Consider the following 22,508-nt stretch of genomic DNA (forward strand, 5'->3'; position numbering starts at 1 on the left):
GGCGGGGGTGTCAGGGCGCGTGACACCCGCTCCTGCCTAAGGGTTTGGGTGTCACGGGCCCCTGACGGTGTCAGGTGTCAGGACGGGTGTCAGGCGGCGGCGAGGACGGGGACGATCCGCCACCGGCCGGTCTGGGCGGTGGCCTCCAGGCGGCCCTCCAGTGCGGCGTCCCGGAGGGCGCCGGAGACCCACGGGCGGCTGAGGTTGTTGGCCTTGCACCAGTCGGCGAAGTCCTTCGGACCGACGACCATCTGTCCGGCCTCCTCGAAGGCGACCAGCGCCTGGTCGAGCAGGTCCCGGGCCTCCTTGCCCTTGGGCTTGCGGCCGGGCTCGGTGCCGAAGAGGGGGGCGTCGTCGCCGTCCTGGGGGTCGGGGAGTTCGGCGTCGGGGTCGATGCCGTCGTCCTCCGCGTCGAGCCACATGCCCTCGGACATCTCCTCGTCCTCCTCGGTCTCCACCAACTGGAGCTGCGGACCGGCGGACCCGGCGGCGGGCGGGCCGTCGGGGGTATGGCGGGTGCGGTGGGTGTAGGCGTTGCCGACGGTCGCCTGCGCGGCCTTCACCGTGACCGCGTCGACCGGGGCACCATTCGCGGCGGCCCAGTCCGCCAGCTCCTCCATCACCTCGACGGAGCGGGTGGTGAACCGGCGGGTGCGGCCCGGGGCGGCGTGGCGGTCCTCGGGGATGCCCGGAGCGACCACGTAGCAGTAGCCGGGGCGCCGGTTGCCCCACGCGCCGGGGTGGGCGCCGGCGTCCAGGACCCGCTCCGGGAGGGAGAACCCTTCGTCGCGGGGGTCGCAGCCGAGCGCGATCACCGAGGACAGGGAGGCGCGGGTGCTGGTGCTCATCTGGTCGTAGCTGGGGCGCTGGAGGGAGACGACCAGGGAGACGCCGGCGGAGCGGGCCTCCTGCGCGATGCCGGTGAACGCGTCGTCTCCGAGGTTGCGCAGGGTGTTGGCGGCCTCCTCGAACCAGGCGACCAGGAACGCCATGCCCTCGCAGCCGCACGCGCTGCCGTCGGTCCGGCAGGAGTGGGCGGGGTCGGTCTGCCGCTGGGCGGCGGCGGGGAGCCACTGCCGGTAGCGGTGGGCGCCGAGCCAGCGGGTGCGGGCCGGGATGACGGCCTGGAGTGCTTCGACCATGGCCTCGGTGCCGGAGCCTGCTTCCTCGGCCCAGTCCAGGGCCGGGAGGAGGGGGCGGAAGTCCTGGAACGCCTTGGGGTCGGAGAGCCACACGTTGACGTCGGTGCGGGAGATGATCTCCGTCATGACGTTCAGGGCCGCGTCGCCCTTGCCCGACCCGGTGCCGCCGGCGACGAGCACGTGACTCGCGTTGCGCTCCTGCTCCGGGTCGCCGGGCAGCCAGAGAACCAGTGGGGAGCCGTCGTCGTACCGGCCGATGACCAGCGGGTCCGCGATCGAGCCGCCCAGGTTCGACGGGCCGTCGTACTCGACGACCTCGCCGAGCATGTCCTCGGGGACGATGACGAGCTCGCCGCGGCGGGCGGAGTCCGGGTTGGGCTGGAACCGCAGTGCCGTCGTGGGCAGGTCCAGCGCGGAGGCGAGGCGGGGCAGGACCTTGGAGACGTCGTCGTTGGTCTGCTCACCGCGCTCCACCGAGATCTGGGCGGTGACCCGGTTGGGCTCGACCTTGGTCGCTCCGATCGCCGCGCGGGCCAGGCCGACCTTCTCCAACAGGCCCTTGTCCCCACCGCCGGCGGCCGGGTCGTCGCTGTTGCGGCGCATGACCATGCGCACGTTCCACGACAGGGCAACCACCGGGCCGCCCATCAGGAACAGGTCGTCCAGCGGCCCTGCGGCCGGTCCGGCCAGGCAGGCGCCGGTCAGCCACGCCGACCCGGCCGCGACGGTGATGGCGGAGTGCAGGCGGCGCTGCTGGGTGGTGTTGCGGCCGATCCACCACGTCGCCCCGGTCAGGGCGACGGAGGCGAGGGTGAGGCCGGCGCCGGCGGCGGCGCTGTCGGCCCACCGCAGGTTTCCGAGGACTCCGGCGAGGCCGGTGCCAGCGACGCCGAGCCAGGGCGGCAGGTGGGGCTTGGCCCGGTGGAGCAGGTAGGCCGTGATCGTCCCCCCGGCAGGGCCGCCGCCGGGGTCGGCGTCGAGGACGTCTATGGTCGTGTCCTTCCGTCCGGCCATCACCGGACCTCCCTCCGACTCGGTTACTGCTGGACCCAGTTCATGCGCTGCTGCGCACGCGGGCGGGCGTGGTGACGGACCCGGTTGATCTCTTCCTGGTACTCCTGCTGGAACGTGGCGTAGGTCGCGGCGGCGAGCTTCGCGGCGTTGCGCAGCTCGTCGGCCGACTTCTGCAGCTTCCGGGCGACCTTCGCCGCGCGGACCCGGGAGCCGCCGATCCGGCCTTCGGGGTCCGGGACGGCCGCGAGGACGGACTTGAGGATCTCCGCGCCCATCGCGACCTCGATCGACAGGGCGACGGCGGTGGCCCGGAGGTGGTTGCAGTAGGCGCGGACCTGGGCCGGGGAGGAGAAGTCCGGCTCGGGCATCAGGGCCTGGGAGTGCGGCCGCCGGCCGCCGTTGACGGTGGTGCGGCTGACGCTGACGTTGACCGGGGGAACGAAGCTGCCGCCCATCGCGCCGACGAATCCGCCGACGGCGGCGCCGGCGTTGGCGAACTTGTTGGACTTGTTGCCCTGGCCGTTGCTGTTGGCGCGGTTGGTGTTGGTCCGGGTCGTGCGGGTGGTGCGGCGGGCGTTGGGGTTCGGGATCTGGGCCATGACGGGGTCTCCTCAGGTCACTTCGAGCGGCGGACGACGAGCCAGAACACCTGCACCGCGACCGTCAGCCCCACCCACACCCAGGCCAGCAGGACGGCGAGGGGGCCGTAGTGGACGGTCGCGGCCGTCCAGGCGGTGGCGAGCGCGGCCAGGACGGCCGCGGTCAGGAGGCGGCTGGGACGCTCCCCGAGCCGCTCCGGGCTCTTCACCCGCACCCACCACACGGCCAGCAGCGGGAAGGTGGCGGTGGGGGCGAGGACGTAGACCATCCACGGCGCGATCAGGTGGACCACGGCCGTGAGGACGTAGGCGAGGACGGCGTAGCCGGTGGGGGCCCAGGCGGCGCGATGGCGCCAGGCCCAGCCGCCCAGCGCGCGGGCGAGGCGGGACGAGAGGGTGGGGCGGGCTTCGGAGACGACGACGAACACCGGCGGGGCGCCCTTGGCGCCGCGCTGGGTGGGGATGCGGACGGTGGTGGCGCCCGGGGGCACCTGCACCGTGCGGGGACGGGAACGACGAGCCACGGGAAACTCCCTGGTGGTCGGAAGAAGGCGCAGGTCAGGCCGCTTGTGAGGGGGCGTCCGCGCAGGGGACGCACATGCCGAGCGAGGTGGGGATGCGGTATCCGGCGTCCCGCCCGCACTCGGGGCAGATGCGGCGGGCCGCGTTCGCCTTGGCGAGCGCGGCCCGCTTGGCCGGGGTCATCGGACGCACCGGCCGGGCCAGGTCGATCCGGTACAGGTAGGCGATCAGCGGTTCGCGCCGGCGGCGGGGGCGTTCGAGCTGGGCCACGACCGGCGAACCGCCCGGCCGCAGCCCCAGTGCCCGCAGCTGCCGGAACGTCGCCAGCCCCTCCGGCGCCAGACGCCACCGGTAGACGGGCAGGCCGGCCACTAGTAGAGCCGGTGGTGGGAGGCCAGGCAGGTGGCGGCGTGCTTATTCGCCTCCTGGCGGCTGAAGGGGATGCTGTGCTGCCCGGAGCGGTCGCCGCAGCCGTGGCAGAGCCAGTGCGAGTCCTGGTAGCCGGTGGTGCCGAGCACGTCGATCGCGGCGCCGGTCTGGGAGTGGAACCGGATGAGGAGGTTGTCGGGCTCGGGCGGGTTGGTGTTCGGGGAGAGCTTCACCGGGACGCTCCTTCGAGAGTCGGGGCGGAGTGGCTGCCGCGCAGTTCCTGGTAGCGGCCGGTGACCCAGCCGGTGGACCAGCCGGTCAGTTCGGCGGCCTGCCGTACCGACAGGCCGGCGGCGAACGCGGCGGCCACCGTCCTAAGGGCCACGTCGTCGTCCTGCTTCTTCTGGGCGGGGCCGGCGGCGAGGAGCGCGGCGCGTTCACGCTCGGCCCGCTCCTCACGCTCACGGCGTTCACGCGCCGCCTTCTCGACGGCCTCGCGACGCTCGCGCTCGGCCTTCTCGGCAGCCTCGCGTTCACGGCGTTCACGCGCCTGGCGCTGCTGTTCACGCTCACGTTCAAGGCGTTCACGAGCCTCCCGCTCCGCCCGCTCCCTACGCTCCTCGCGCTCGGCCTGCTCGCGGGCCAGCGCCGCCTCATGCTCACGCTGTTCACGGGCCAGCTTCGCGTTGAACTCGCGGCGCTCACGCTCCCGCCGCTCCTCCTCATCCGCCTTCCGCCGGGCGGCCTGCTCGGCCTGCTCGGCCCGCTGGCGGGCCTCCTGCTCGCGGCGCCGGCGCTCGGCCCGCTCCCGCTCCTCCAGGCCGTTCACGGCAGCAGTGATGGCGCGCCGGTAGGCCAGGCCGGTCTCCGAGGTGACGATGAGGAGGAGGGGTGCGACCGCGTGGACGGCCACTCCGACCAGGTCTTTTCGCAGCGCCGAGTCGGCGGTGTTGAGGGCGAGGGTCATGATGCCGGTCATCCACCGCAGCACCACCGGCCACCGTCCGCCCTCCCCGCCCAGGCAGGCGAGGACGGAGTCGAGACGGACGACGATGACGACCGCGGCGTCCACGACGATGGGGAGGATGGGGGCGGTCCAGTCCCACGCGTCGGGGGTGTGGGCCCGCATCAGCGGCGTGACGGTAAGGACCGAGTACAACATCGCCCCGCACACGATCAGCCACGTCCCCACGTTCAGGGCCTGCTCGGCTGAACGGATCTGAACAGCGTTCACGACACCGCCCCCGAACCCGCCTCCACCGGCTCCAGGACCGGAACCGGGGTGAAGCCGACCAGCTCGATGTCGGCGCCGGCGAAGCGGCCGTGAACCTTCAGGACCCGCGTCCCGCCGCCGCCCTGAACGCGGTGAACAACCGCGGCCGGGTCGATGTTCAGCGCCTCGCGCCACGCCTCGAACGCGCCGAGGTCGTCGTGCAGCGACAGGCGCAGCCGGTCCGGGTAGACCGGGCAGAAGTCCACGTTCGGCGCCGGCAGGTGCGAGAACTTCGCCTCCAGCGCGATCAACGCCGTCACCGGCACCGCCAGGTCGGAGAGGATCCGGGCGTTCACGCGACACCGCCGGAGTGCACCGTGGCGACGCGGTTGGTCAGCTTCCGGCGCTCGACCAGGACCCGGTTCCGGGCCCGGCGGATCCGCCGCTCGTCCAGCTCCGTGGCCGGACGGTCCAGGGTCATGATCTCCACGTCGAGGAGGTCGACCTCCGCCAGGATCAGCGGGAGTTCCAGCTCGATCGCGTCCAGCTCCGCGTCCGACGGCTCACCGTCGAACGCCAGCGCCCCGGACGTGGCGGGGAGTGTGATGATGGACTTCATGGGTCGTGCTCCCTTCTCAGAGGAACGGCCCTAACGAGGTCCCGGAGGTGCAACTCCGGGACCTCTCGCCGTTGGAACCATCCGGCTCCCCTCGACCCCGCCCGTACGGCACCCCGGCGAAGGGGCCCGGACGGGCGGAGGAGGCAACCGGCCGCAGCCGCCGAGCGGCCGCGGTGGTCAGATGACGCGGTGGGCGTGGCCACTCCGCCGGTCCAGCGGGAGGGGCGCCCAGGGTCTTAAGCGCTTCACGTCGGCCTCCGGCAGCGGACATGGTCCGTGGTCAGGGGGACGGGGTGACGCGGTGGGCACAGCCACCCCTGCCGGTCCAGCCGGGGGTGACGCCCAGAGTCTTCGTCGGTACACGTCGGCCTCCCAGGAGGACGGACACGGGTACGTGGTGCAGAACGCGATCTTTGCCCCTGTGTCACCGTACGTGGAGGACTCCTCGGCCGGCCCCGGAAGGCGACTGGGAGCAAGGTGCTTGCTGCTCGTGCGGCAGGGCCATCGGCTTGTCGCAGATGCCTGTCGTTCTGTGTGTCCACTGTTCAGTTCTCAACCGTGACTTGCGCTTCCATCGAGCCGTTTCACGAGCTCTCCGGGCGGCGTGCTCAGGCAGCACCGGTCATCGAGCCGAAGCCCGATGAGGTACATGTATTACCTGTTCTCCATCATGCGGAGAAGGATTCGCATCGTCAAGTCCCTCGGGCCTTTGGCGCCTGCGAGTCCGCCCCGCTCGATGCCTTCAGCTTGGCCTGATCAGCCCAGACGGTGGACATCGCGCATGTACGACTCCGGGACGGCTTGGCTACGGTGAAGTCGTCCCAAGTCGTCCCACAGGGGAGCACGCGGCATGGCCAACGAACGCTTACGCGGAGCGATCATCGAGCGCGGCATGACGCTGGATCAGGTAGCCGAGCGGCTCGGGGTGTCCGCGAAGACGGTGGAGCGCTGGATCAACGACCCCAAGCGGCAGCCGTACCGGCGCTTCAAGTACGCCACGGCGTCGCTACTTCAGCGGGAGGTGTCCTACCTCTGGCCGGAGGAGCGGACATCCGCGGAAGTCACCGAAGCCGGCAACGCCGAGTTGGTCCAGCTCTATCCGCACCGGTCCGTCGTGCCCAACCGGCTCTGGCCGCAGCTCTACGCCAGTGCCCGGCGGCAGTTCGACGTCCTGGTCTACTCCGGCTTCTGGCTCACCGAGGACGCTACCTTCCACCAGGTGGTGAAGGAGAAGTCCGCCGACGGCGTTCCGATCAGGTTCATGCTCGGCGACCCTGAGTCGGCTGCGGTCGCTGTCCGCGGAGCCGACGAGGGAATAGGGGGTGCGATGGCCGGCAAGATTCGCAACGCGCTGGTCAACTACGCCCCGCTGTTCGGGCTTCCAGGAGTCGAGTTCCGCCTCCACTCCACCACCCTCTACAACTCCATCTACCGCGCCGACGACGCGATGCTCGCCAACGGGCACCTGTACGGCGTCGGCGCGTACATGGCGCCCGTTCTACACCTCCAGCGCGTCCCGGGTGGCGAGCTGTTCGACGCCTACGCTGAGAGCGTGGAGAGGGTATGGGAGAGCGCGCGGCGGATCTCCTCCCCGACGGATCTCGGAGGTGCCAGCACGTGAGCCGGATCGACTACTTCCGTGACCCCTCCGCCCCGAAAGCCAACTCCGTGATCCCCTCCGTCACCGTCGTTGTCCGCGACAGCGAGGGGCGGATCCTGCTCATCCACAAGACCGACAACGGCCTGTGGGCCTTGCCGGGGGGCGGCCACGACATCGGCGAGCGGATCGGTGACACCGCCGTCCGCGAAGTCGAGGAGGAGACCGGCATAGCGGTCGAGGTGGAGGCCGTCATCGGCCTCTACACGGACCCGGACCACGTCATCGCGTACGACGACGGAGAGGTGCGGCAACAGTTCTCGATCTGCTTCCGGGCCAAGCCGATCGGCGGCAGCCTCCGTACGAGCAGCGAATCTCGGGAGGTCCGCTGGGTGGACCCGGCGGACCTCGACGGGCTCGAGATCCACCCGTCCATGCGCCTCCGCATCCGCCACGGCCTGGACGAGACCCGGCGGGAGCCCTACATCGGCTGATCGAGTGCGGCGGCCAGTCGCCGTTCCACGCGCTCGTTGGCCGCGTAGATCTCGGGGGCGGCCCGCTGGATGAAGCGGCCCACGATGGTGTCGGGGCCGTATCGCTGCACGATCTCGTCCAACCGGGCCGCCGGCGTGGTCTGCCCGCCGTCCGGCGTCGTCGTCATGTCGGACACAATGAGCGCGTCCACCAACTCCGGCCGCTCCAGCGCGAACTCGGTCTCCAGCTCGTGCCTGAGTCCCCGCTCCTCCGCCTCCAGGAGCGCGCAGGAGTGATGGGCCACGAGCCGGACGACCCGCTCGTCGGCCCCTTCCTGGTCACGAAGGAACCGTGCCCCGTCGAGCGGGTGGAAGCCCGTGGCGGCGATGGTGGGGGAATAGCCGACGTCGTGAAGAACGGCCGCGGCTTCCAGCAGTTCGGCGTCGGCACCGAGGATCGGGCTGAGGGACCGGGCCCGCTTGGCAACGCCAAGGGAGTGCGACCAGCGGCGCGGCAACTGCTCGGACAACATCGTTTCGGAGAGCGCGTACGCCCACTCTGTAAGCCCCATGGGCGCCAAGGTTAGGACTCTTCCGGGTTGGTCGGGAGGGCGCGAACGGTCCGGCCCTTGCCGTGGACGGTGTCGAGCAGCCCGTTCCCCTCCATCTGGGCGAGCGCGCGCCGCACCGCCGTGCGGGAGACTCCGAACCGCGCGCACAGCTTCGACTCCGACGGGTAGGCGTCGCCCACCGTCAGAGCCTCCTCCCTGATCAGGTCAGTCATGCGATCGACGAGCGGCCGAACGTGCTGAGCCGACATCCGCCACCCCGCCCCAGGGACGGAAGTGATCAGCCTCTCGGCCTCCAGCGTCTTGAGCGCACGTCGAATGGTGTTCCGGGAGACGTCGTGCTCCCGCATGAGAGCGGCCTCCGACGGCAACGCGTCCCCGTGAGAGCCCTTCTCGATGTCCTTCCGCAGCACGTCAGCGATGATCAGATAGGTTCCGCGCGGGCTAGCCTCGGGCACGGCACCTCCCTTCAGCAGTTTTCGACTATTGCCAGGGTCCCATGCGGCAGCTCAAGCCAAGCTAACGCCCTCAGGTATCACGACCTCCCACGATCTGCGCCACCTGCTCAGCCATAAAGGCAACTGAGTCATTCTCGGAGAGAATATCCTTACACCCATCTTGGAATTCACAGAACCGAGCCAGGCAAAGCAGTGTCAAAATTTTTAGCGACTCAGAAAGCCAGTAGAGTTCAGAACTCTTGGCCCCTCTCCCTCTCTTCTCATCATGATGCACCATGCGATTTCTTGCATTAGTCACTGCTTTCGCCCACAACTCCGCGTCGCAGCCAATTACATCAGCTAGGCCACTAAATTCAGCGAGATCGATAAGACGCTGCCGAAGGCGAGGCTCATTGGAATAAGCCAGTTGATCCATCAGCCATCGCTGATGCTCTTCAGGTACATAACCTGCAAGCAAGCGCTTGAACGCCTTGTACTCCGCCGCCGGACGCACCTCATTAGGGAACTCCATCCGATGCAGCGTCTCTGCAGCAGAGACCGCATTAAAGAACTTGTTCTCCGTGTACAGAGCACCATTATAAACGGAGGACAACATCAACCCTAGGACCACCCTCCGACTGCGCAAGAAATCGAACCATCGCGCCACAGCCGAAAGTCCGCCGATTTGCTGCAAGGTAAGCAACATGTCGGATGACTTTCGCCTTTTCTCGCTTGGTTGAGCGACCTGCGCCCCATAGAGCTGCGCATCAATCTTGACGGGCTCGCCCTCATCAACCCCCGGAATACGCAAAACGATCTTTGTCGGAAAAGCGACAGATCCTGCAGTAGCAGTGACCAGATCCTGGAGGACCGAAACATCAGATCGAGCTGTAGAAAAATCCGCAGGGGTTTCATAGTGAATATCCAAGGAGAAGCCAGACTCGAATCCTGGGTTCTGCTTACCACCCAACACTTTCCAAGTGCCCGAAATGGAGATCTTGCACCCAGATGCATCGTGCTCGACGGGACTCGGCGGGGTGAGTGTCAAGCTGTAATCGATCAGCCGGCCGGTCTCCTCATCGACATGAAAATTGCGCGAAACTGGCACGAGCCCGACCCAGTCAAACATGTTCGACAGACTGAAGGACACGCGTTCAATTTTGAGCTCATCTGGATCCAGGGGCGAACGGCTAGCAAGCATGAAGCCTGCGCGATGATCATCTCGCTTAAAACCAGGAAAATCAAACCTGCTTGAAATAACACGACAGTCGAGAAGCATCAAAAAGCGCTTCCCTGCCACTCCATGAATAATTGACTGATCCGGACCATCGTCCAAGTCGTCGGAAAATTCGGAATCAGAAAAGCTGCCAATCAGGGACAGCTTTACACCCTTCACGGGATCAAAGTTAATGCGACCGCCGATCGTTTCCTCGCTCCGTCCCGGAAGCCAGAAGAGACCGTCAGTTTCGAATGCTTCCATCCTGACCCCTCACTACACTCGACTGGTCAACATGGTAGGCGCGGACGATCCTTTCCGCAGGAGATTGATCAGATGCATGCCAGGGGTGGCGTCTCGCCGTCAGGGACGGAGGCGCGCGGCTCTCAGAGGCAAGGGGCCAAGTACGCTCCGCCCATGACGGATGAAGAAATGTGGGACGGTACGGGGGTGCGTCCGTTCGCGGTGCCCATCAACGATGACTTCGCGCGCGAAGCGGTCGAGACGCTCCGAGGCTACCGAGAGATGGTCGAAAAGTGCCTTATGGGTACGATTGATCCCTCTCCTGACTCGCCGCTCGGGAGGGAGATGGCCAGCGTGAACGCAACGCCAGACCCGCTCGGCGCAAACCGGGGGTCGTTCCACAAAATGTTGCTCGAAATCGCGATCATGTCATGGGATACGACCCTTGACCACGTACGAGCACTGGAACACGATATAGCGCGCAGGCCAGCACCTGTCTGGTCGCCGCTTGTCCTGGCACGGGCGGCGCTGGAGAGCTGCCTCGTTTTTGACTACCTCTGCGAACCGGAGATCACAGGCGCTCTACGGTTTGCCCGAGGCGCCGGCCTTTGGCGTAAAGACACAAACTACTCAATGAGCCTTGCGAAGATCCTAGGACAGGACGAACAGGGTGCCGCGCTGGACGCCTACATCACGAAGGCGTTCGAGGAGTGCAACATTGTTGCACGGACAAATACCAGCGGAAAGATCACTGGGTACATAGTCGATGGAGCGGTCGCAAATCTCGACTACAACATCACGGATCGAACCGCGAGCAGGTTGCCCGAGTGGATACCGATGCCCTACGGCCTTCTGTCGGGAGCAGCGCACGGTCGGCCTTGGATGACAGACCGAGCCAGGCACATTGGAGAAGGCACAGGCGCTCTCGTCGGTGAGGCGGCCACAGTGGTAGCTGCGCTGCAGGCTGTCATGGCTGCGCTGGAGATGGGAGTCAGGACATGGCAGGGGTACTTCGGCCTGACGCTGGAAGCCCGTCTAAGGGACTTGGACCAGTACCGCCAGTTGATGAGCCTGCGCTTGTTGGCTTTCGCGCACGCGGCAGAGTAGAACGGGCGGATTCCGGCGCCCGCCCCACCTCCTGGGTGGCAGTTGCCTTCTCCCGGCCATCTGTGATCCGTCCTTAGCGCACCGTTCGGCAGCCACGGGCACCTCCCCACCTTCACGTCGCGTGTGAATCGGGTGTCCGGAAGATCGCCCCAGCAACACCCGGAATCTCGCCCTCCGGTGAATGCGCGGGGAAGGCTCCGAGGTGGCGCATCACAGAGTGTCGAAGTGCCTGTTCAGCGGTCTGGGGGTGCTGTAGCGGCCCAGTCTCTTCTAAGCACTTGGCCGCAGGTTCGAGTCCTGCCGGGGGCGCAAGATCGGGACCCTCCTTCGGGAGGGTCCTTTTTACTGTTCAGGGTGCTTTCGGTCGAGCCCGAGGGCCCGGCGTGACGCCCCTGACGGCTGACGTCCGTCCGACCGGATCCGACCAGCGACGGCCTCCGGCGGTCGCATTTCCCGACGTTTCCGCACGGGGTGCGGCGACATGAGCGAAGCGGCAGGGGGTGACGGTGACGCCCGGCGGAGCACCGGAGAGCCGCACGGCCGGCCGGACGGCCCGCAGCGCACCCTGGGCACCGCGCTCGCCTACGCGGCGGCGGCACTCTCGGAGCGGCCGGTCTCGGTCTGCTGGACCTCCACATCGCCATGCCCGTCCGAGCCCTGACGGCTTGAGCCGCGCGGAGCACTCCGGCACCCCTCCAGGCCGTCTCCGCTCTCCGTACGCGCCGACCCTCGCCCGCAAATTCCGAGCGCTGACGGAACTGTCGGAGTTGCCGGGGGTTGTCTCGTACAGTTCGTTTTCCGGCTACCCGCGAAGGAATTTGCAGAACCGATAAAACTCCCGACAGTCCCCCGGATGGAGGCTCACGGCCACCCGAATGCCACACACCGGGGGGATCCGCGGAGGCGTTAACTGGTTATGACAGCAGCATTCCCTGAAAGCTTCACCTCCGGGCGCGCGAATGATCGTTCCTGGGCGGACGACTCCGTTGCCATAGGCGATTTCCTGTTCCTTCCGGCTTCCGCGTCCGAAGGCGCCGGCGGAAGCCTCAAGGGAGTCGGCGGAGTGATTGTCCTGACGTGGTCCGCCCCGACCGTGGAGGAGTTGGTGGCCGCCATGGCTCAACTCGAGCAGGAGTTCCTCAGCGCCTGGAGGGATGCCGGCCTGCCGGCACTGGATCAAGAACGAACGGTGCGACACGATCATGCGTGAGTGGCATGCCGAAGAAGCACTGGACCCACGTTCGGGCTTCTACCGTGCGAGTGAGGACCAGCCGTGGGCTCGGTCCGCCGAGAACGAGACCATCCCGCAGATGAACTTTCACGGGCCCCACCTGGCGAACCGTCTGATGGGCACCGAATGGGATCCGGCCGAAGAGCTCGCCTTTCTCCTCCAGGAGGCCATGCAGGCCGACCAGGCCCCCTCCCCGGCCTTCCTGCCGGACAGCGACGACCACACCCACGACCGCACGCGCCTGGAGAGTCTCGCCGAGTTCACGACCGACCTGCCACCTGCGCGGTCCGCCGGGATCGGCCACCGTAAGTCCCGTCGCAGCATGCTGAGTTGGGCACGGCTGGTCAACATCTCCATCGCGTCCCTGGGCGTCTTCCTGGTGTGCGGCGTCAACGTTCTCAGCGGTGTGATCGCGTACGGCCCTCTGCTGCGTATCGCCGAACCCCGAGCACCGGCCAGCCTGGCCGCGTGGTGGCCGTTTCTCATCTTCGGGCCCTGGCTCGTGGCTTCCCTGTCCATTCTGCGCGCCGCTTTTCATCAGCGTCGCGCCTCGAACTCCTGGTTCGTCGTCCTGTTCTTCTCCCTCGTGGCGATGTGGCTCTGTGTGGCGCAGGCCGACTGGACTTTCACCGACGTGGCAGCAGCCGCTCTGCCCACGGCCGCGTCACTGGCCTGCTTCCACCAGCTGGTCCGCTTCGTCACGCTCACCAAGCCCCCTCGCAATGCACGACGGCGGCGCCGCGCCACCCCATCCCTCACATCCCCTCCGGGCACCGATCGCCGCCCGTGAAGTCCCCGCCGCGTCCGGGACGAAGTCGCCCGATGCGCATACCGAAGGTGAAGACGCCCGCGGAAAAGCGGTGCACCTCCTGACAGCAGCACCAACCGGTGTGTGCGGCTCTCACCGAGGAGGGGCGTCGCCCGACCAACTCGGTAATTCTCCTAATTTCAAGATCCATCACGCAAGATCCGTCACCCGGTCGGATGACAGCTAGCAAAAAGTCGTCTTATCCGCCGGGAGTGAGCCCCTGTACGCCCCCTTTCGAAAGGAGCCTTACCCGATGAATGTGTCCCTGTGGATTATCCTGGCATGCGCCTCAGCATGCTCGCTGGTATCCACATTCACCTCGTCCGCCCGGACGGGCATGCCCCGGATCGACACACGAGAGTTGCGGCGCCGCCGGCATCTGATTCACGTTCTCGAAGCCAACGCACGCCTCGTGCGGTGCACCAGCCTGGTTCCGCCGCACAGCGACGCCAACGACCCCCAGCCCTGAGACGTCATACCCTGTGGCTGAGCCGGTGGGCCGTGCGACGTAGTGGGGATCGCTGAGCGGCTGGTAGCGGACGAGCTGCGGGAGCTGTCCGAGCGAGGGCGGGCGGGGGTCAGCCGGTCGTCCGCCGGGGTGTGAGGGTGATGGCCGAGGCGGGGCAGAGGCCGGCGGCGAGGCGGGCGGCCGGGTATTCGTTCGGTGCGGGGTGGGGGGTCAGGAGGAGGACCCGGCCCTCTTCGTCGTCCTGGTCGAAGACGGCGGGGGCGGTCAGGGCGCACATTCCGGAACCGACGCAGCGGTCGCGGTCGACCCGGACGGGGGCGGGGGCGTCCATGGGATCAGGCCTCGTTCCAGGTCACCGGGAGGCGGTGCACCCCGTAGATGTTCATGTCCGTGCGCAGGGGGATCTCGTCGGCCGGTACGGCCAGGCGCAGGTCCGGGAAGCGGGTGAACAGGGCGGGGAGGGCGATCGTCAGTTCCACGCGGGCGAGTTGCTGCCCGAGGCACTGGTGGATGCCGTGGCCGAAGGCGAGATGCCCGGTGGCCTTCCTGCGCAGGTCGAGCACGTCGGGGTCGGGGAACCGCAGCGGGTCCCGGTTGGCGGCGTCCAGGGTGAGGGTGACCGTCTCCCCCGCCCTGATCAGATGGCCCTCCAGCTCGACGTCCTCCCGCGCGGACCGCACGCCGGTGGCGGCGACGCTGAGGTAGCGGAGCAGCTCCTCGACGGCCTGGGGGGCGAGGTCCGGGTCGGTGCGCAGGGCGTCGGCCTGGGCGGGGTGCGAGAGCAGTGCGAAGGTGCCGTGCGCGATCATGTTGGCGGTGGTGTCGAGTCCCGCCGCGAGCAGGAAGGCGCCGATGCCGACCAGTTCCTCGTCGCTGAGGTCGGAGTCGCGGGCGAGGTCGCCGAGCAGGTCGTCGGTGGGCTCGGCGCGCTGGGCGGTGACGAGTTCGCCCATGTACCGCTCGAGTCCCACCATGGCCGCGTACCGGTTCTCCGGTGTCTCCTCCGCCGACATGAGCGTGTGGGCGTGGTCCTGGAAACGCTCGCGGTCGGCGTACGGCACACCCAGCAGCTCGCAGATCACGAGCGCGGGTATGGGCTTGGCGTAGGCGTCGACCAGGTCGGTGCCCGGGCCGCGGCGCTCCAGGGCGTCCAGGTACTCGGCGACGATCTCCCGTACCCGGGACTCCAGTCGCCGCATCCGCCGCACGGTGAACTTCCCCGCCAGGAGCCGTCGGTAGCGGGTGTGCTCGGGGGCGTCCATGCCGGTCATGTCGCCGACCGGGGCGGGGTCGAGCGGGCCCTCGGGGCCGCCGGGCAGGGGGTGGTGCATCAGTTCGTACCGTGAGCTGAACCGGGGGTCGCCGAGGACCGCGCGGACCGCGGCGTGTCCGGTGGCGAGCCAGCCGACGTGTCCGTCGGGGTACGTCATCCGGGTCAGCGGGCTCCGTTCACGGAGCGGGGCGAGGCCGGCGGGCGGGTCGAAGGGGCAGCCGGGGGCGCGCCGGGTCGGGAGTTCCGCCACGGGCTCGGTGGCCGGGGTGGTCGCGGGCGTGGTCCGGTGGGGCGTCGCTTCGTTCTGCATGAGGTCCTCCGTGGAGAGTGACGTGCGGGGAACTACGGGACGGGCTGCGGGGGTCAGCGCTTCGCGGAGCGGCCGAAGGCGGAGCGCGACCAGAGGTAGCCGACCAGGGTGAGGCCGGCGCACCAGGCCAGCGCCAGGTATCCGCTGTTGCCGATGGGCGTGCCCATGAGCAGGCCGCGCAGCGTTTCGATGGCGGGGGTGAAGGGCTGGTACTCGGCGAACCAGCGCAGCGCGGTCGGCATCGAGTCGGTCGGTACGACGGCGCTGCCGAGGAAGGGCAGGAAGGTCAGCGGCAGGGGCGTGTTGCTGGCGGACTCGGGGGTCCTGGCGACGAGGCCTATGCCGGCCGACAGCCACGTGAGGCCCAGGGCGAGGAAGGCGAGGAGGCCGAACGCGGCGAGCCATTCGACGGCGGTGGCGTCGGGGCGGAAGCCGATGGCGAGGGCGACGCCGATGACCAGGGCCAGGGCGATCAGCGTCTGGACGACGCTGCCGGCGACATGACCGGTGAGGAAGGCGGCGCGGGAGATCGACATGGTGCGGAAGCGGTTGACGATGCCCTCGGTCATGTCGACGCAGACGCCGACGGCCGTGGCCACCGATCCGGCGGTGGCGGTCATGAGGATGATGCCGGGCGCGAGGTAGTCGATGTAGGCGCCGTCTCCTCCTGGCGCCGCCCCGATGCCGGCGCCGAGGGCGCCGCCGAAGGCGTAGGTGAACAGCAGCAGCATCATGACGGGCATGGCGACGACCGAGACCGTCATGGCCGGATAGCGCAGGGCGTGGGTGAGGTTGCGCCGGAGCATGGTCATCGAGTCGGCCGCGGCGTGGGCGAGGCTGCTCATCGGGTGGTCTCCTTCCGGGAGCCGGCCGCGCCGGGGGTGTGGCCGGCGCCGGTCAGGGTGAGGAACACGTCGTCGAGGTCGGGGGTGTGCACGGTCAGCGATTCGGGCCGGAGGCCGGCGCCGTCCAGGACGTCGAGCACGGCGCGCAGGGTCTCGACGCCGCCGTCGCCGGGGACGCGCAGGGTCAGCTCGTCCTCGTCCCGGGTGGAGACCCCGAAGTGGTGTGCGGCGATGTCGAGTTGACCCGGGTAGGAGAAGCGGAGGCGGATGTGGCCGCCGGGGACGAGCCGTTTGAGTTCGTCGGCGGTGCCTTCGGCGACCAGGCGTCCCCGGTCGAGGACGGCGATGCGGTCGGCGAGCTGATCCGCCTCCTCCAGGTACTGGGTGGTCAGGAAGACGGTGACGCGCTGTTCGGTGACGAGGCCGCGGATGATCTCCCACATGGTGCGGCGGCTGCGCGGGTCGAGTCCGGTGGTCGGCTCGTCGAGGAAGATGACGCGCGGGTCGCCGACCAGGGTCATGGCGAGGTCGAGCTTGCGGCGCATGCCGCCGGAGAGGGTGGAGACCGGCTTGCGGGCGGCGGCGGTGAGTTCGAAGCGCTCCAGCAGCTCGCCGGCGCGGCGGCGGCCCTCACGGCGCGGCAGGTGCTGGAGGTCCGCCATGAGGAGCAGGTTCTCCTCGGCGTGGAGGAGCTGGTCGACCGCCGCGAACTGGCCGGTGACACCGATCGCGGCGCGCACCCCGGCGGGGTCGTGCTCCAGGTCGTGTCCGGCGACGTGTGCCGTGCCGGCGTCGGGCCGGATGAGGGTGGAGAGGATCTCGACGGTGGTCGTCTTGCCGGCACCGTTGGGCCCGAGGAGGGCGAAGACCGAACCTTCGGCGATCCGCAGGTCGATGCCGTCGAGGACGACCTTGTCGCCGTACGACTTGCGCAGGCCGAGGGCGGAGATCGCCGGTGGCGTGGTGAGGGTGGCGGGCGCGGGTGTGGGCGTGGCGGGCATGCGGTGACGTCTCCTGGGGTGTGGGCCCGGAGGCGACGTGGGCACGGGGGACCGCACGAGGGACCTCCCCGAGGTGCGCCGGGGCGGCGCACGCCCTCGCGGGGGTGTCGTGGAACGTGCGGTCTCTCGCATCGAGTCGGTTCTCCGGGATGTCGGTTCGGTGGGGGAGGGTGGAAGGGAGGGCGGAAGGGAGGGCGCCGGTGGTGGCCGGACGCCGGGGTGGCGCCCCGGGGCGTCAGGCGCGGCGGATCACGATGTCGCCGACGCCGGTGCGGGCGTGGATCTCGACCGTCTCGTCGGAGGTGCCGGGGCCTTCGGCCGCGCCGAGGGTGTTGCGGACGGAGCCGAGCCGGGTGGTGACGTCCAGCCAGGCGGCGGTGGACTTCCGTACGCCGACCTCCACGTCGTCGGCGGCCGTCTGGAGCCGGACCACGCCCCGGGCCACGTCGTGGACGCGGATGGCTCCGTTGGCGGACCTGGCCTCGACCGAGGCGTGGGCGACGCCGATGGTGATGCGGCCGTTGGCGGCGCTCACCTTGAGGTCGCCGGTGATCTCGTCGACCGTGGTGTCCCCGTTGCCGTTCTTGACGGTGGCCGTGCCGGTGACCTCGCCGAGGTCGATCGGACCGGAGCCGTGGATCTCCACGTCTCCCGCCACGCGCTCGACGCGGACGGAGCCGTGGCCGGTGCGGAGGTTCGCGGGGCCCGTCTGCGCGAGGGAGATGTCGCCGAGGGAGGTTCTGACGCGGCAGTCGCCGAGGGGTCCTTCGGCGGTGTAGTGCCCGATCGGGGAGGCGGCGCGGAGGCGGGAGCCGGCGGGCAGGTCGACGGTCAGGTCGATCGAACCGTGCTTGCCGAAGAGGGAGCGTTTTCTCGGGCCCTTCACGGTCAGGGTGCCGTTGGCGTACGTGACCTTGGTCTGCTCCGCGACCCGGACGTCGTTCTCGTCGTTGCTGTCGCTCGGCAGCACCCGCACGACCGTGTCCGCGCGCTCGGTCGCGGTGATCCGTACGTTGCCGACCTCGAAGTCGAGGTCCGCGGTGATGGCTCCGGGCGTGTCGTAAGAAGGCATGGCTGTCCCGTCCTCGTGGCTCTGGTGGTGTGCGCGGTGTGCGGGGCGGCCCGCGGGCCGGGGAACCGGGTGGCCGGCTAGCGGGCCCAGCCCCGGTAGCTGTCGCCTCCGACGCGGGGGGCGCGGGCGGGGGGCCCGGCGGGGCTGCCGCCCTGGTCCAGGGCGGCGGAGACGGCCCGTACGAGCCAGGCGTTGACGGAGAGCCCTTCCTGGCCGGCGGCCTCCTCGGCGCGGGCCTTGAGGTGGGCGGGGAGACGGAAGTTGATCCGGGCGGTGCCACCGCCTTCCTCGCCCTCCCCCACCGCTGGCGCCGATGGCGCCACAGGTGGCACCACGGGCGCCATCCGCTCGTCGGGTCCCGCCCCGTGGGCCTCCGGCGCGGGCGGGACCGTCACCACGAACTCGGGGTCGAGCCCGCGCAGCCGTACGTCGACCGACCCCGGCGCCAGTTCGCGGGTGATTTCGTCCGAGGCGGCGGAGAGCGCGTTCAGCAAGGTCAGGCGGACCGCCGACTCCAGGGGAGTGGTCAGCCGCTCGGCCAGCTCGCGCGCCTCGTCCCCGCCGGCGCTCGCGGCGACGGCGAGCTCCTGGCGGAGGTGTGCGACGTAGGGGTTCAGGTCCATGGCTTTATAGTGGCACCAGAATGGCGCCACTGCAACCCCGAATGGCGCCACGTGGTGTCATGCGGCATCACGAAGGCGCCACGAGGCGCCACACGCACCCATGAACACGGCGCCGCCCGCCCCGCTCCGTACACTGCCCCGCATGGCATGCCGCATCAGTGAACTGGTCCTCGACTGCGCCGATCCCGAGCGGCTCGCCGCCTTCTGGAGCGGGGTCCTCGGGTACGTGGAACTCGACCGGGACGTGGACGGAGCCATCGAGATCGGGCCGCCCGGCGCGGGCCCCGCCGACGGCCGGCCCACCCTCGTCCTCAGCCCCAGCGGTGACCCGAAGGCCGCGAAGCTCCCCCTGCACATCGACGTCAGCCCCACCGACCACGACCAGGACGCCGAGCTGGAGCGCCTGCTCGCGCTCGGCGCGCGGCCCGCCGACGTGGGCCAGACCGGCAGCGAGAGCTGGCATGTCCTGGCGGACCCCGAGGGGAACGAGTTCTGCCTCCTGCGCAGCCGCGTCCGGCCCCTCTGACGTACGGCCGCGCCACCGGGGCCGGCGTCCCCGGGCAGCATCGGGCGCCGGTTTCGACACGGACGTGGCCGGATTCCGTGTGGTCGGTCGACGCTGATGCGGGTCACTCCGCACCTGGTGCACGCGGCGAACTACCGCATCTTCCGGGAGGCGGTGGAGCCGACGCTGCGCGGCGCCCGGCTCGGCGACGCACGGTTCACCGGCGCCGGGCTGACGGCCGCGGACGCCGACGCCCTGCTGCCCGGCCTGCCGGCGTACGCGGAAGTCCCGCGTACCGGGGCCGAGTTGCGCGCCTGGATGGAGCGGACGGTGGGCGCCGGGCCTCTGGCCCCGGTGGCCTGGCGGATGCTGCGGCAGTACGCGCCGCTGTGGCACGCCCCCACCGGGCCGCCGTGGTCCTTCGGCACCGCGCAGTCCTTCGTGGCGGCGGCCGACAGGCCGGTCCTGGCCGATCCCGAAGCGGCGGCCGGCGGCCTGGCGGCCCTCGTGCTGCGCTACCTGGAGGGCTTCGGCCCCGCCTCCGTCGCGGACATCGGCCGGTTCGCGCTGGTCCAGCAGCACCGGGCGCGGGCCGCCGTGCGGGCGCTCGGCACGCGCGTGGAGCAGGTTCCGGGGCCCGCCGGGGCGGTGCTGTACGACATCCCCGGCGCCCCCGGCCGGACCCCGGCACGCCGGCCCCGCCGCGCCTGATGGCCATGTGGGACAGCGTCCTGCCGGCGTACGCCGACCGGGGCCGGGTGATCCCGCCCGCGTACCGCCGGCACGTCGTACGCGTGAACGGTGACGTGCTGCCGACGCTGCTGGCCGACGGGTACGTGGCCGGTGTGTGGCGGCCGGTGGACGGCGGGATCGAGGCGTCGGCGTTCCGTCGCCTGCCGCCGGACGCGTGGGAGGGGCTCGCGGCCGAGGCGGCGGCGCTGTCCGCCCTGCTCGCGGCGCGCGAGCCCGGTGTCTACCGGAGGTACGACCACTGGTGGGCCAAGGGCCTCCCGGCGGTCGAGACCCGCCTGCTCGGCCGGGGGCGACTCCCGTGCGCCGGCGCACGCCTCCCGGCTGACTGCCGCGAGGCCATTGCCAGTCGGCCGGAACGCACTTATCTTCGAGCCCACACCTACGGACCGGGATGCTCGTCAGTCCCGGGGCGGCCCCGACGCGCGGGCCGGACGGCGGGGAGCGCACCCTCGGCAGGACCGACGAAGGGCGCTGGACGCCGGGCGTACGGGATATCCGTATCCGCGTACCCGCAGGAGCTGAACAGCACATGAGCAAGCACGTCCTGGCGCAGAACCAGTACGGCAAGGCCGAGAACCGCATCGTGAAGATCACCCGCAGGGGTGAAGGCGGTGCCTGGCACGAGCTCCGTGACCTGAACGTGTCGGTGGCGCTGCGCGGTGAGTACCGCGATGTCCATCTGACCGGTGACAACGCCAACTGTCTGCCGACCGACACCACCAAGAACACGGTCTACGCCTTCGCCAAGGAGCACGGGGTGGACTCCCCCGAGGCCTTCGGCATCCTCCTCGCCCAGCACTTCGTGAGCTCCCAGGCGGTCGTCCACGAGGCGCAGATCCGTGTCGAGGAGTTCACCTGGGAGCGGATTCCGGTGGCGACGCGCAAGGAGCAGCACTCCTTCGTGCGCAAGGGCCAGGAGGTCCGCACCGCGCAGATCACCTACTCGCGGGACACCGGGCAGCTCCAGGTCCTCTCCGGTCTCAAGGAGCTGACGGTGATGAACTCGACCAACTCCGAGTTCCACGGCTTCATCAAGGACAAGTACACGACGCTCCAGGAGGCGTACGCCCGCATTCTCGCCACCAAGGTCACGGCCCGCTGGGCGAACTCGGCCTCGGCGGCGGTGGACGGCGGGCACGACTGGGACCGTTCGTACGCGAAGGTGCGCCGGCATCTGCTGGAGGCGTTCGCGGAGACGTACAGCTACTCGCTCCAGCAGACCCTGCACGCCATGGCCGACCGGGTCCTGGACCATGTCGCGACGGTCAACGAGGTGCGGCTCAACCTGCCGAACAAGCACCACTTCCTGGTGGACCTGGAGCCGTTCGGCCTGAAGAACGACAACGAGGTCTACTTCGCCGCCGACCGGATGTACGGCCTCATCGAGGGCACCGTCCACCGCGACGGCGTCCAGCCGGTGATCGCGACCAGCGACTGGATCACCGCCTGACGCACCGTGCGCACACGGCGCACCCGGACCACCCGGCACACGCGAGGCACGTGACGTGAGCGACGCGGATGACGCACGTGACGTGCCGGGTACTCCTCACGTCACCGCAGCCCGGCCGCCGCCTCGACTCCCAGCCATACGGCTCCGAGGCCGGCGGCCAGGCTGCCCGCCACGTTCAGGACGGCGAGGCGCTTCGCCCCGTCCTCGTACAGTTTCAGCGTCTCCCACGAGAAGGTCGAGTACGTGGTGAGGGCACCGCACAGGCCGGTGCCGAGCAGCAGTTGGGCGCGGGCCGTGGTGGTCCCGGCGACCAGGCCGAGGACGAACGAGCCCGCGACGTTGACCGCGAACGTGCCCCAGGGAAAGGCGGATCCGCAGCGGGCGCGGAGCGCGCGGTCGGCGAGGTACCGCAGCGGCGCGCCGACGGCGGCGCCGAGGACGACGGCCAGCCAGTTCACCGCGCCCTCCCCCAGGCCGCACGGGCCGCGGCGACGCCCGCCGCGACCGCGACGAGGGCCGTCAGCAGCGTTCCCCCCGCATACAGCAGGCCGCGCGCGGGGTCCCCGCCGGCCAGCAGTCGCTGCGTGTCGAGCGCGTACGCGGAGAAGGTGGTGAAGCCCCCGCAGAACCCGGTGCCGAGGAACGGCCGGAGAAGCGGATTCGGTGACTCCATGACCTCGGTGACGAGGACCATCAGCACGCCGAGAGCGGCGCAGCCGGAGGCGTTGACGAGAAAGGTGGTCCAGGGGAAGGCGCCGGCCGGCGTGGGCCAGGCGAGGGCCGCCCCGTAGCGCGCGGCGGCCCCGAGGGCGCCGCCGACCGCGACCGCCCCGACGACCGGAAACTGACCGCGCGGCTGCATGTCCCCAGGTTACGGGGGTGGTGGCGGGCCGCCGACGCGAGGCGCACGGGCGCGGTCGCCGGCCTGGGGCATTAACCGGCGGCCGGCCCGTGCGGCCTCGCTCTGCGATGGTCCGGCCACGGAGCGCGACGGGTCAAAGCGGGTCGGGTGAGTCTGTCAGATCCCCGCGCGGGCTGTTCGGCCCGT

The 22,508-nt window shown here is 69.8% G+C and carries 27 protein-coding genes and 2 pseudogenes; 9 read left to right on the forward strand and 20 right to left on the reverse strand.

Annotation, left to right across the window (positions count from 1 at the left end):
- Positions 1–89: 89 nt before the first annotated feature.
- Genes traB through ACFY60_RS08080 form a run of 8 tightly spaced genes read right to left on the reverse strand, consistent with a single transcriptional unit; the run spans position 90 to position 5,478 of the window.
- Complete coding sequence (gene traB, locus ACFY60_RS08045) at positions 90–2,156, reverse strand: plasmid transfer protein TraB (RefSeq protein ID WP_388608802.1); 2,067 nt, start codon at positions 2,154–2,156, stop codon at positions 90–92.
- Positions 2,157–2,179: 23 nt separating this feature from the next.
- Complete coding sequence (traA, locus tag ACFY60_RS08050) at positions 2,180–2,755, reverse strand: plasmid transfer protein TraA (protein WP_388608805.1); 576 nt, start codon at positions 2,753–2,755, stop codon at positions 2,180–2,182.
- A gap of 17 nt (positions 2,756–2,772) precedes the next feature.
- Positions 2,773–3,279, reverse strand: a complete 507-nt coding sequence (locus ACFY60_RS08055; protein ID WP_388608807.1) for a hypothetical protein — start codon at positions 3,277–3,279, stop codon at positions 2,773–2,775.
- Between the two features lie 34 nt (positions 3,280–3,313).
- The gene (locus tag ACFY60_RS08060) at positions 3,314–3,649 is read right to left on the reverse strand and encodes an RRQRL motif-containing zinc-binding protein (RefSeq protein ID WP_388608809.1); all 336 of its coding nucleotides are present in this window, start codon (positions 3,647–3,649) and stop codon (positions 3,314–3,316) included.
- Positions 3,649–3,879 (reverse strand): hypothetical protein, encoded by a 231-nt coding sequence (locus ACFY60_RS08065; RefSeq protein WP_388608811.1) that lies wholly within the window; start codon positions 3,877–3,879, stop codon positions 3,649–3,651. The genes ACFY60_RS08060 and ACFY60_RS08065 overlap by 1 nt, the downstream gene beginning before the upstream one ends.
- Positions 3,876–4,880 carry a DUF2637 domain-containing protein gene (locus ACFY60_RS08070; protein WP_388608813.1) on the reverse strand — a complete coding sequence of 335 codons (1,005 nt, stop codon included), beginning with the start codon at positions 4,878–4,880 and terminating at the stop codon, positions 3,876–3,878. Before ACFY60_RS08070 ends, ACFY60_RS08065 begins: the two co-directional genes overlap by 4 nt.
- On the reverse strand, positions 4,877–5,215 hold the full coding sequence (locus ACFY60_RS08075) for a hypothetical protein (protein WP_388608815.1): 339 nt from the start codon (positions 5,213–5,215) through the stop codon (positions 4,877–4,879). The genes ACFY60_RS08070 and ACFY60_RS08075 overlap by 4 nt, the downstream gene beginning before the upstream one ends.
- The gene (locus tag ACFY60_RS08080; protein ID WP_388608817.1) at positions 5,212–5,478 is read right to left on the reverse strand and encodes a DUF6284 family protein; all 267 of its coding nucleotides are present in this window, start codon (positions 5,476–5,478) and stop codon (positions 5,212–5,214) included. Before ACFY60_RS08080 ends, ACFY60_RS08075 begins: the two co-directional genes overlap by 4 nt.
- Positions 5,479–6,328: 850 nt before the next feature.
- Here ACFY60_RS08080 and ACFY60_RS08085 point away from each other — a divergent pair.
- The gene (locus ACFY60_RS08085; protein ID WP_388608819.1) at positions 6,329–7,099 is read left to right on the forward strand and encodes a helix-turn-helix domain-containing protein; all 771 of its coding nucleotides are present in this window, start codon (positions 6,329–6,331) and stop codon (positions 7,097–7,099) included.
- Positions 7,096–7,569 carry an NUDIX domain-containing protein gene (locus ACFY60_RS08090; protein ID WP_388608820.1) on the forward strand — a complete coding sequence of 158 codons (474 nt, stop codon included), beginning with the start codon at positions 7,096–7,098 and terminating at the stop codon, positions 7,567–7,569. Before ACFY60_RS08085 ends, ACFY60_RS08090 begins: the two co-directional genes overlap by 4 nt.
- Here the strand turns inward: ACFY60_RS08090 and ACFY60_RS08095 are convergent.
- The 4 genes and pseudogenes from ACFY60_RS08095 to ACFY60_RS08110 form a co-directional block, all read right to left on the reverse strand.
- On the reverse strand, positions 7,557–8,120 hold the full coding sequence (locus tag ACFY60_RS08095) for an HD domain-containing protein (protein WP_388608822.1): 564 nt from the start codon (positions 8,118–8,120) through the stop codon (positions 7,557–7,559). The genes ACFY60_RS08090 and ACFY60_RS08095 overlap by 13 nt on opposite strands.
- An 11-nt stretch (positions 8,121–8,131) precedes the next feature.
- Positions 8,132–8,332 carry a GntR family transcriptional regulator gene (locus tag ACFY60_RS08100; RefSeq protein WP_388609216.1) on the reverse strand — a complete coding sequence of 67 codons (201 nt, stop codon included), beginning with the start codon at positions 8,330–8,332 and terminating at the stop codon, positions 8,132–8,134.
- 84 nt (positions 8,333–8,416) lie between these two features.
- A pseudogene (locus tag ACFY60_RS08105) lies at positions 8,417–8,575 on the reverse strand (GntR family transcriptional regulator); the annotation flags it as partial.
- Between the two features lie 70 nt (positions 8,576–8,645).
- Positions 8,646–10,034, reverse strand: coding sequence for a HEPN domain-containing protein (locus tag ACFY60_RS08110; RefSeq protein ID WP_388608824.1), 1,389 nt, complete (start codon positions 10,032–10,034; stop codon positions 8,646–8,648).
- Positions 10,035–10,187: 153 nt separating this feature from the next.
- Between ACFY60_RS08110 and ACFY60_RS08115 the strand changes: the two genes are divergently transcribed.
- The 4 genes from ACFY60_RS08115 (at position 10,188) to ACFY60_RS08130 (ending at position 13,141) form a co-directional block, all read left to right on the forward strand.
- The gene (locus ACFY60_RS08115; protein ID WP_388608826.1) at positions 10,188–11,120 is read left to right on the forward strand and encodes a hypothetical protein; all 933 of its coding nucleotides are present in this window, start codon (positions 10,188–10,190) and stop codon (positions 11,118–11,120) included.
- Positions 11,121–11,601: 481 nt separating this feature from the next.
- Positions 11,602–11,781, forward strand: coding sequence for a hypothetical protein (locus tag ACFY60_RS08120; RefSeq protein WP_388608828.1), 180 nt, complete (start codon positions 11,602–11,604; stop codon positions 11,779–11,781).
- A gap of 255 nt (positions 11,782–12,036) precedes the next feature.
- Positions 12,037–12,330 (forward strand): hypothetical protein, encoded by a 294-nt coding sequence (locus tag ACFY60_RS08125; RefSeq protein WP_388608830.1) that lies wholly within the window; start codon positions 12,037–12,039, stop codon positions 12,328–12,330.
- Positions 12,323–13,141, forward strand: a complete 819-nt coding sequence (locus ACFY60_RS08130) for a DUF2637 domain-containing protein (protein WP_388608832.1) — start codon at positions 12,323–12,325, stop codon at positions 13,139–13,141. The genes ACFY60_RS08125 and ACFY60_RS08130 overlap by 8 nt, the downstream gene beginning before the upstream one ends.
- A gap of 596 nt (positions 13,142–13,737) precedes the next feature.
- Here the strand turns inward: ACFY60_RS08130 and ACFY60_RS08135 are convergent.
- The 6 genes from ACFY60_RS08135 to ACFY60_RS08160 form a co-directional block, all read right to left on the reverse strand.
- Positions 13,738–13,959: a ferredoxin gene (locus ACFY60_RS08135; protein ID WP_388608834.1), complete on the reverse strand. Its 222-nt coding sequence runs from the start codon at positions 13,957–13,959 to the stop codon at positions 13,738–13,740.
- A gap of 4 nt (positions 13,960–13,963) precedes the next feature.
- On the reverse strand, positions 13,964–15,211 hold the full coding sequence (locus tag ACFY60_RS08140; protein ID WP_388608837.1) for a cytochrome P450: 1,248 nt from the start codon (positions 15,209–15,211) through the stop codon (positions 13,964–13,966).
- A gap of 53 nt (positions 15,212–15,264) precedes the next feature.
- Positions 15,265–16,056, reverse strand: coding sequence for an ABC transporter permease (locus ACFY60_RS08145; RefSeq protein ID WP_388608839.1), 792 nt, complete (start codon positions 16,054–16,056; stop codon positions 15,265–15,267).
- On the reverse strand, positions 16,053–17,057 hold the full coding sequence (locus ACFY60_RS08150; protein ID WP_388608840.1) for an ATP-binding cassette domain-containing protein: 1,005 nt from the start codon (positions 17,055–17,057) through the stop codon (positions 16,053–16,055). Before ACFY60_RS08150 ends, ACFY60_RS08145 begins: the two co-directional genes overlap by 4 nt.
- Before the next feature lie 235 nt (positions 17,058–17,292).
- Positions 17,293–18,129: a DUF4097 domain-containing protein gene (locus ACFY60_RS08155; RefSeq protein WP_388608841.1), complete on the reverse strand. Its 837-nt coding sequence runs from the start codon at positions 18,127–18,129 to the stop codon at positions 17,293–17,295.
- A 77-nt stretch (positions 18,130–18,206) separates the two neighbouring features.
- Positions 18,207–18,752, reverse strand: a complete 546-nt coding sequence (locus tag ACFY60_RS08160; protein WP_388608843.1) for a hypothetical protein — start codon at positions 18,750–18,752, stop codon at positions 18,207–18,209.
- 142 nt (positions 18,753–18,894) lie between these two features.
- On the opposite strand from ACFY60_RS08160, the gene ACFY60_RS08165 reads away from it, so the two are divergent.
- The 3 genes and pseudogenes from ACFY60_RS08165 to pucL all read left to right on the forward strand — a co-directional run bounded on the left by ACFY60_RS08165 (position 18,895) and on the right by pucL (position 21,460).
- A complete protein-coding gene (locus ACFY60_RS08165; RefSeq protein WP_388608845.1) occupies positions 18,895–19,278 on the forward strand; it encodes a VOC family protein in 384 nt (127 codons plus the stop codon).
- An 84-nt stretch (positions 19,279–19,362) separates the two neighbouring features.
- Positions 19,363–20,300, forward strand: a pseudogene (locus tag ACFY60_RS08170) (DNA glycosylase AlkZ-like family protein); the annotation flags it as partial.
- Positions 20,301–20,539: 239 nt separating this feature from the next.
- Complete coding sequence (gene pucL, locus ACFY60_RS08175) at positions 20,540–21,460, forward strand: factor-independent urate hydroxylase (protein WP_388608848.1); 921 nt, start codon at positions 20,540–20,542, stop codon at positions 21,458–21,460.
- A 101-nt stretch (positions 21,461–21,561) separates the two neighbouring features.
- Here pucL and crcB (ACFY60_RS08180) read toward each other — a convergent pair whose 3' ends face one another.
- Together crcB (ACFY60_RS08180) and crcB (ACFY60_RS08185) are read right to left on the reverse strand one after the other, a co-directional pair.
- Positions 21,562–21,918 carry a fluoride efflux transporter CrcB gene (gene crcB / locus ACFY60_RS08180; RefSeq protein ID WP_388608849.1) on the reverse strand — a complete coding sequence of 119 codons (357 nt, stop codon included), beginning with the start codon at positions 21,916–21,918 and terminating at the stop codon, positions 21,562–21,564.
- On the reverse strand, positions 21,915–22,322 hold the full coding sequence (gene crcB / locus ACFY60_RS08185; protein WP_388608851.1) for a fluoride efflux transporter CrcB: 408 nt from the start codon (positions 22,320–22,322) through the stop codon (positions 21,915–21,917). The genes crcB (ACFY60_RS08180) and crcB (ACFY60_RS08185) overlap by 4 nt, the downstream gene beginning before the upstream one ends.
- Between the last annotated feature and the right edge of the window lie 186 nt (positions 22,323–22,508).

Source organism: Streptomyces sp. NPDC012827 (assembly GCF_042900905.1).
Lineage (GTDB): Bacteria > Actinomycetota > Actinomycetes > Streptomycetales > Streptomycetaceae > Streptomyces > Streptomyces gulbargensis.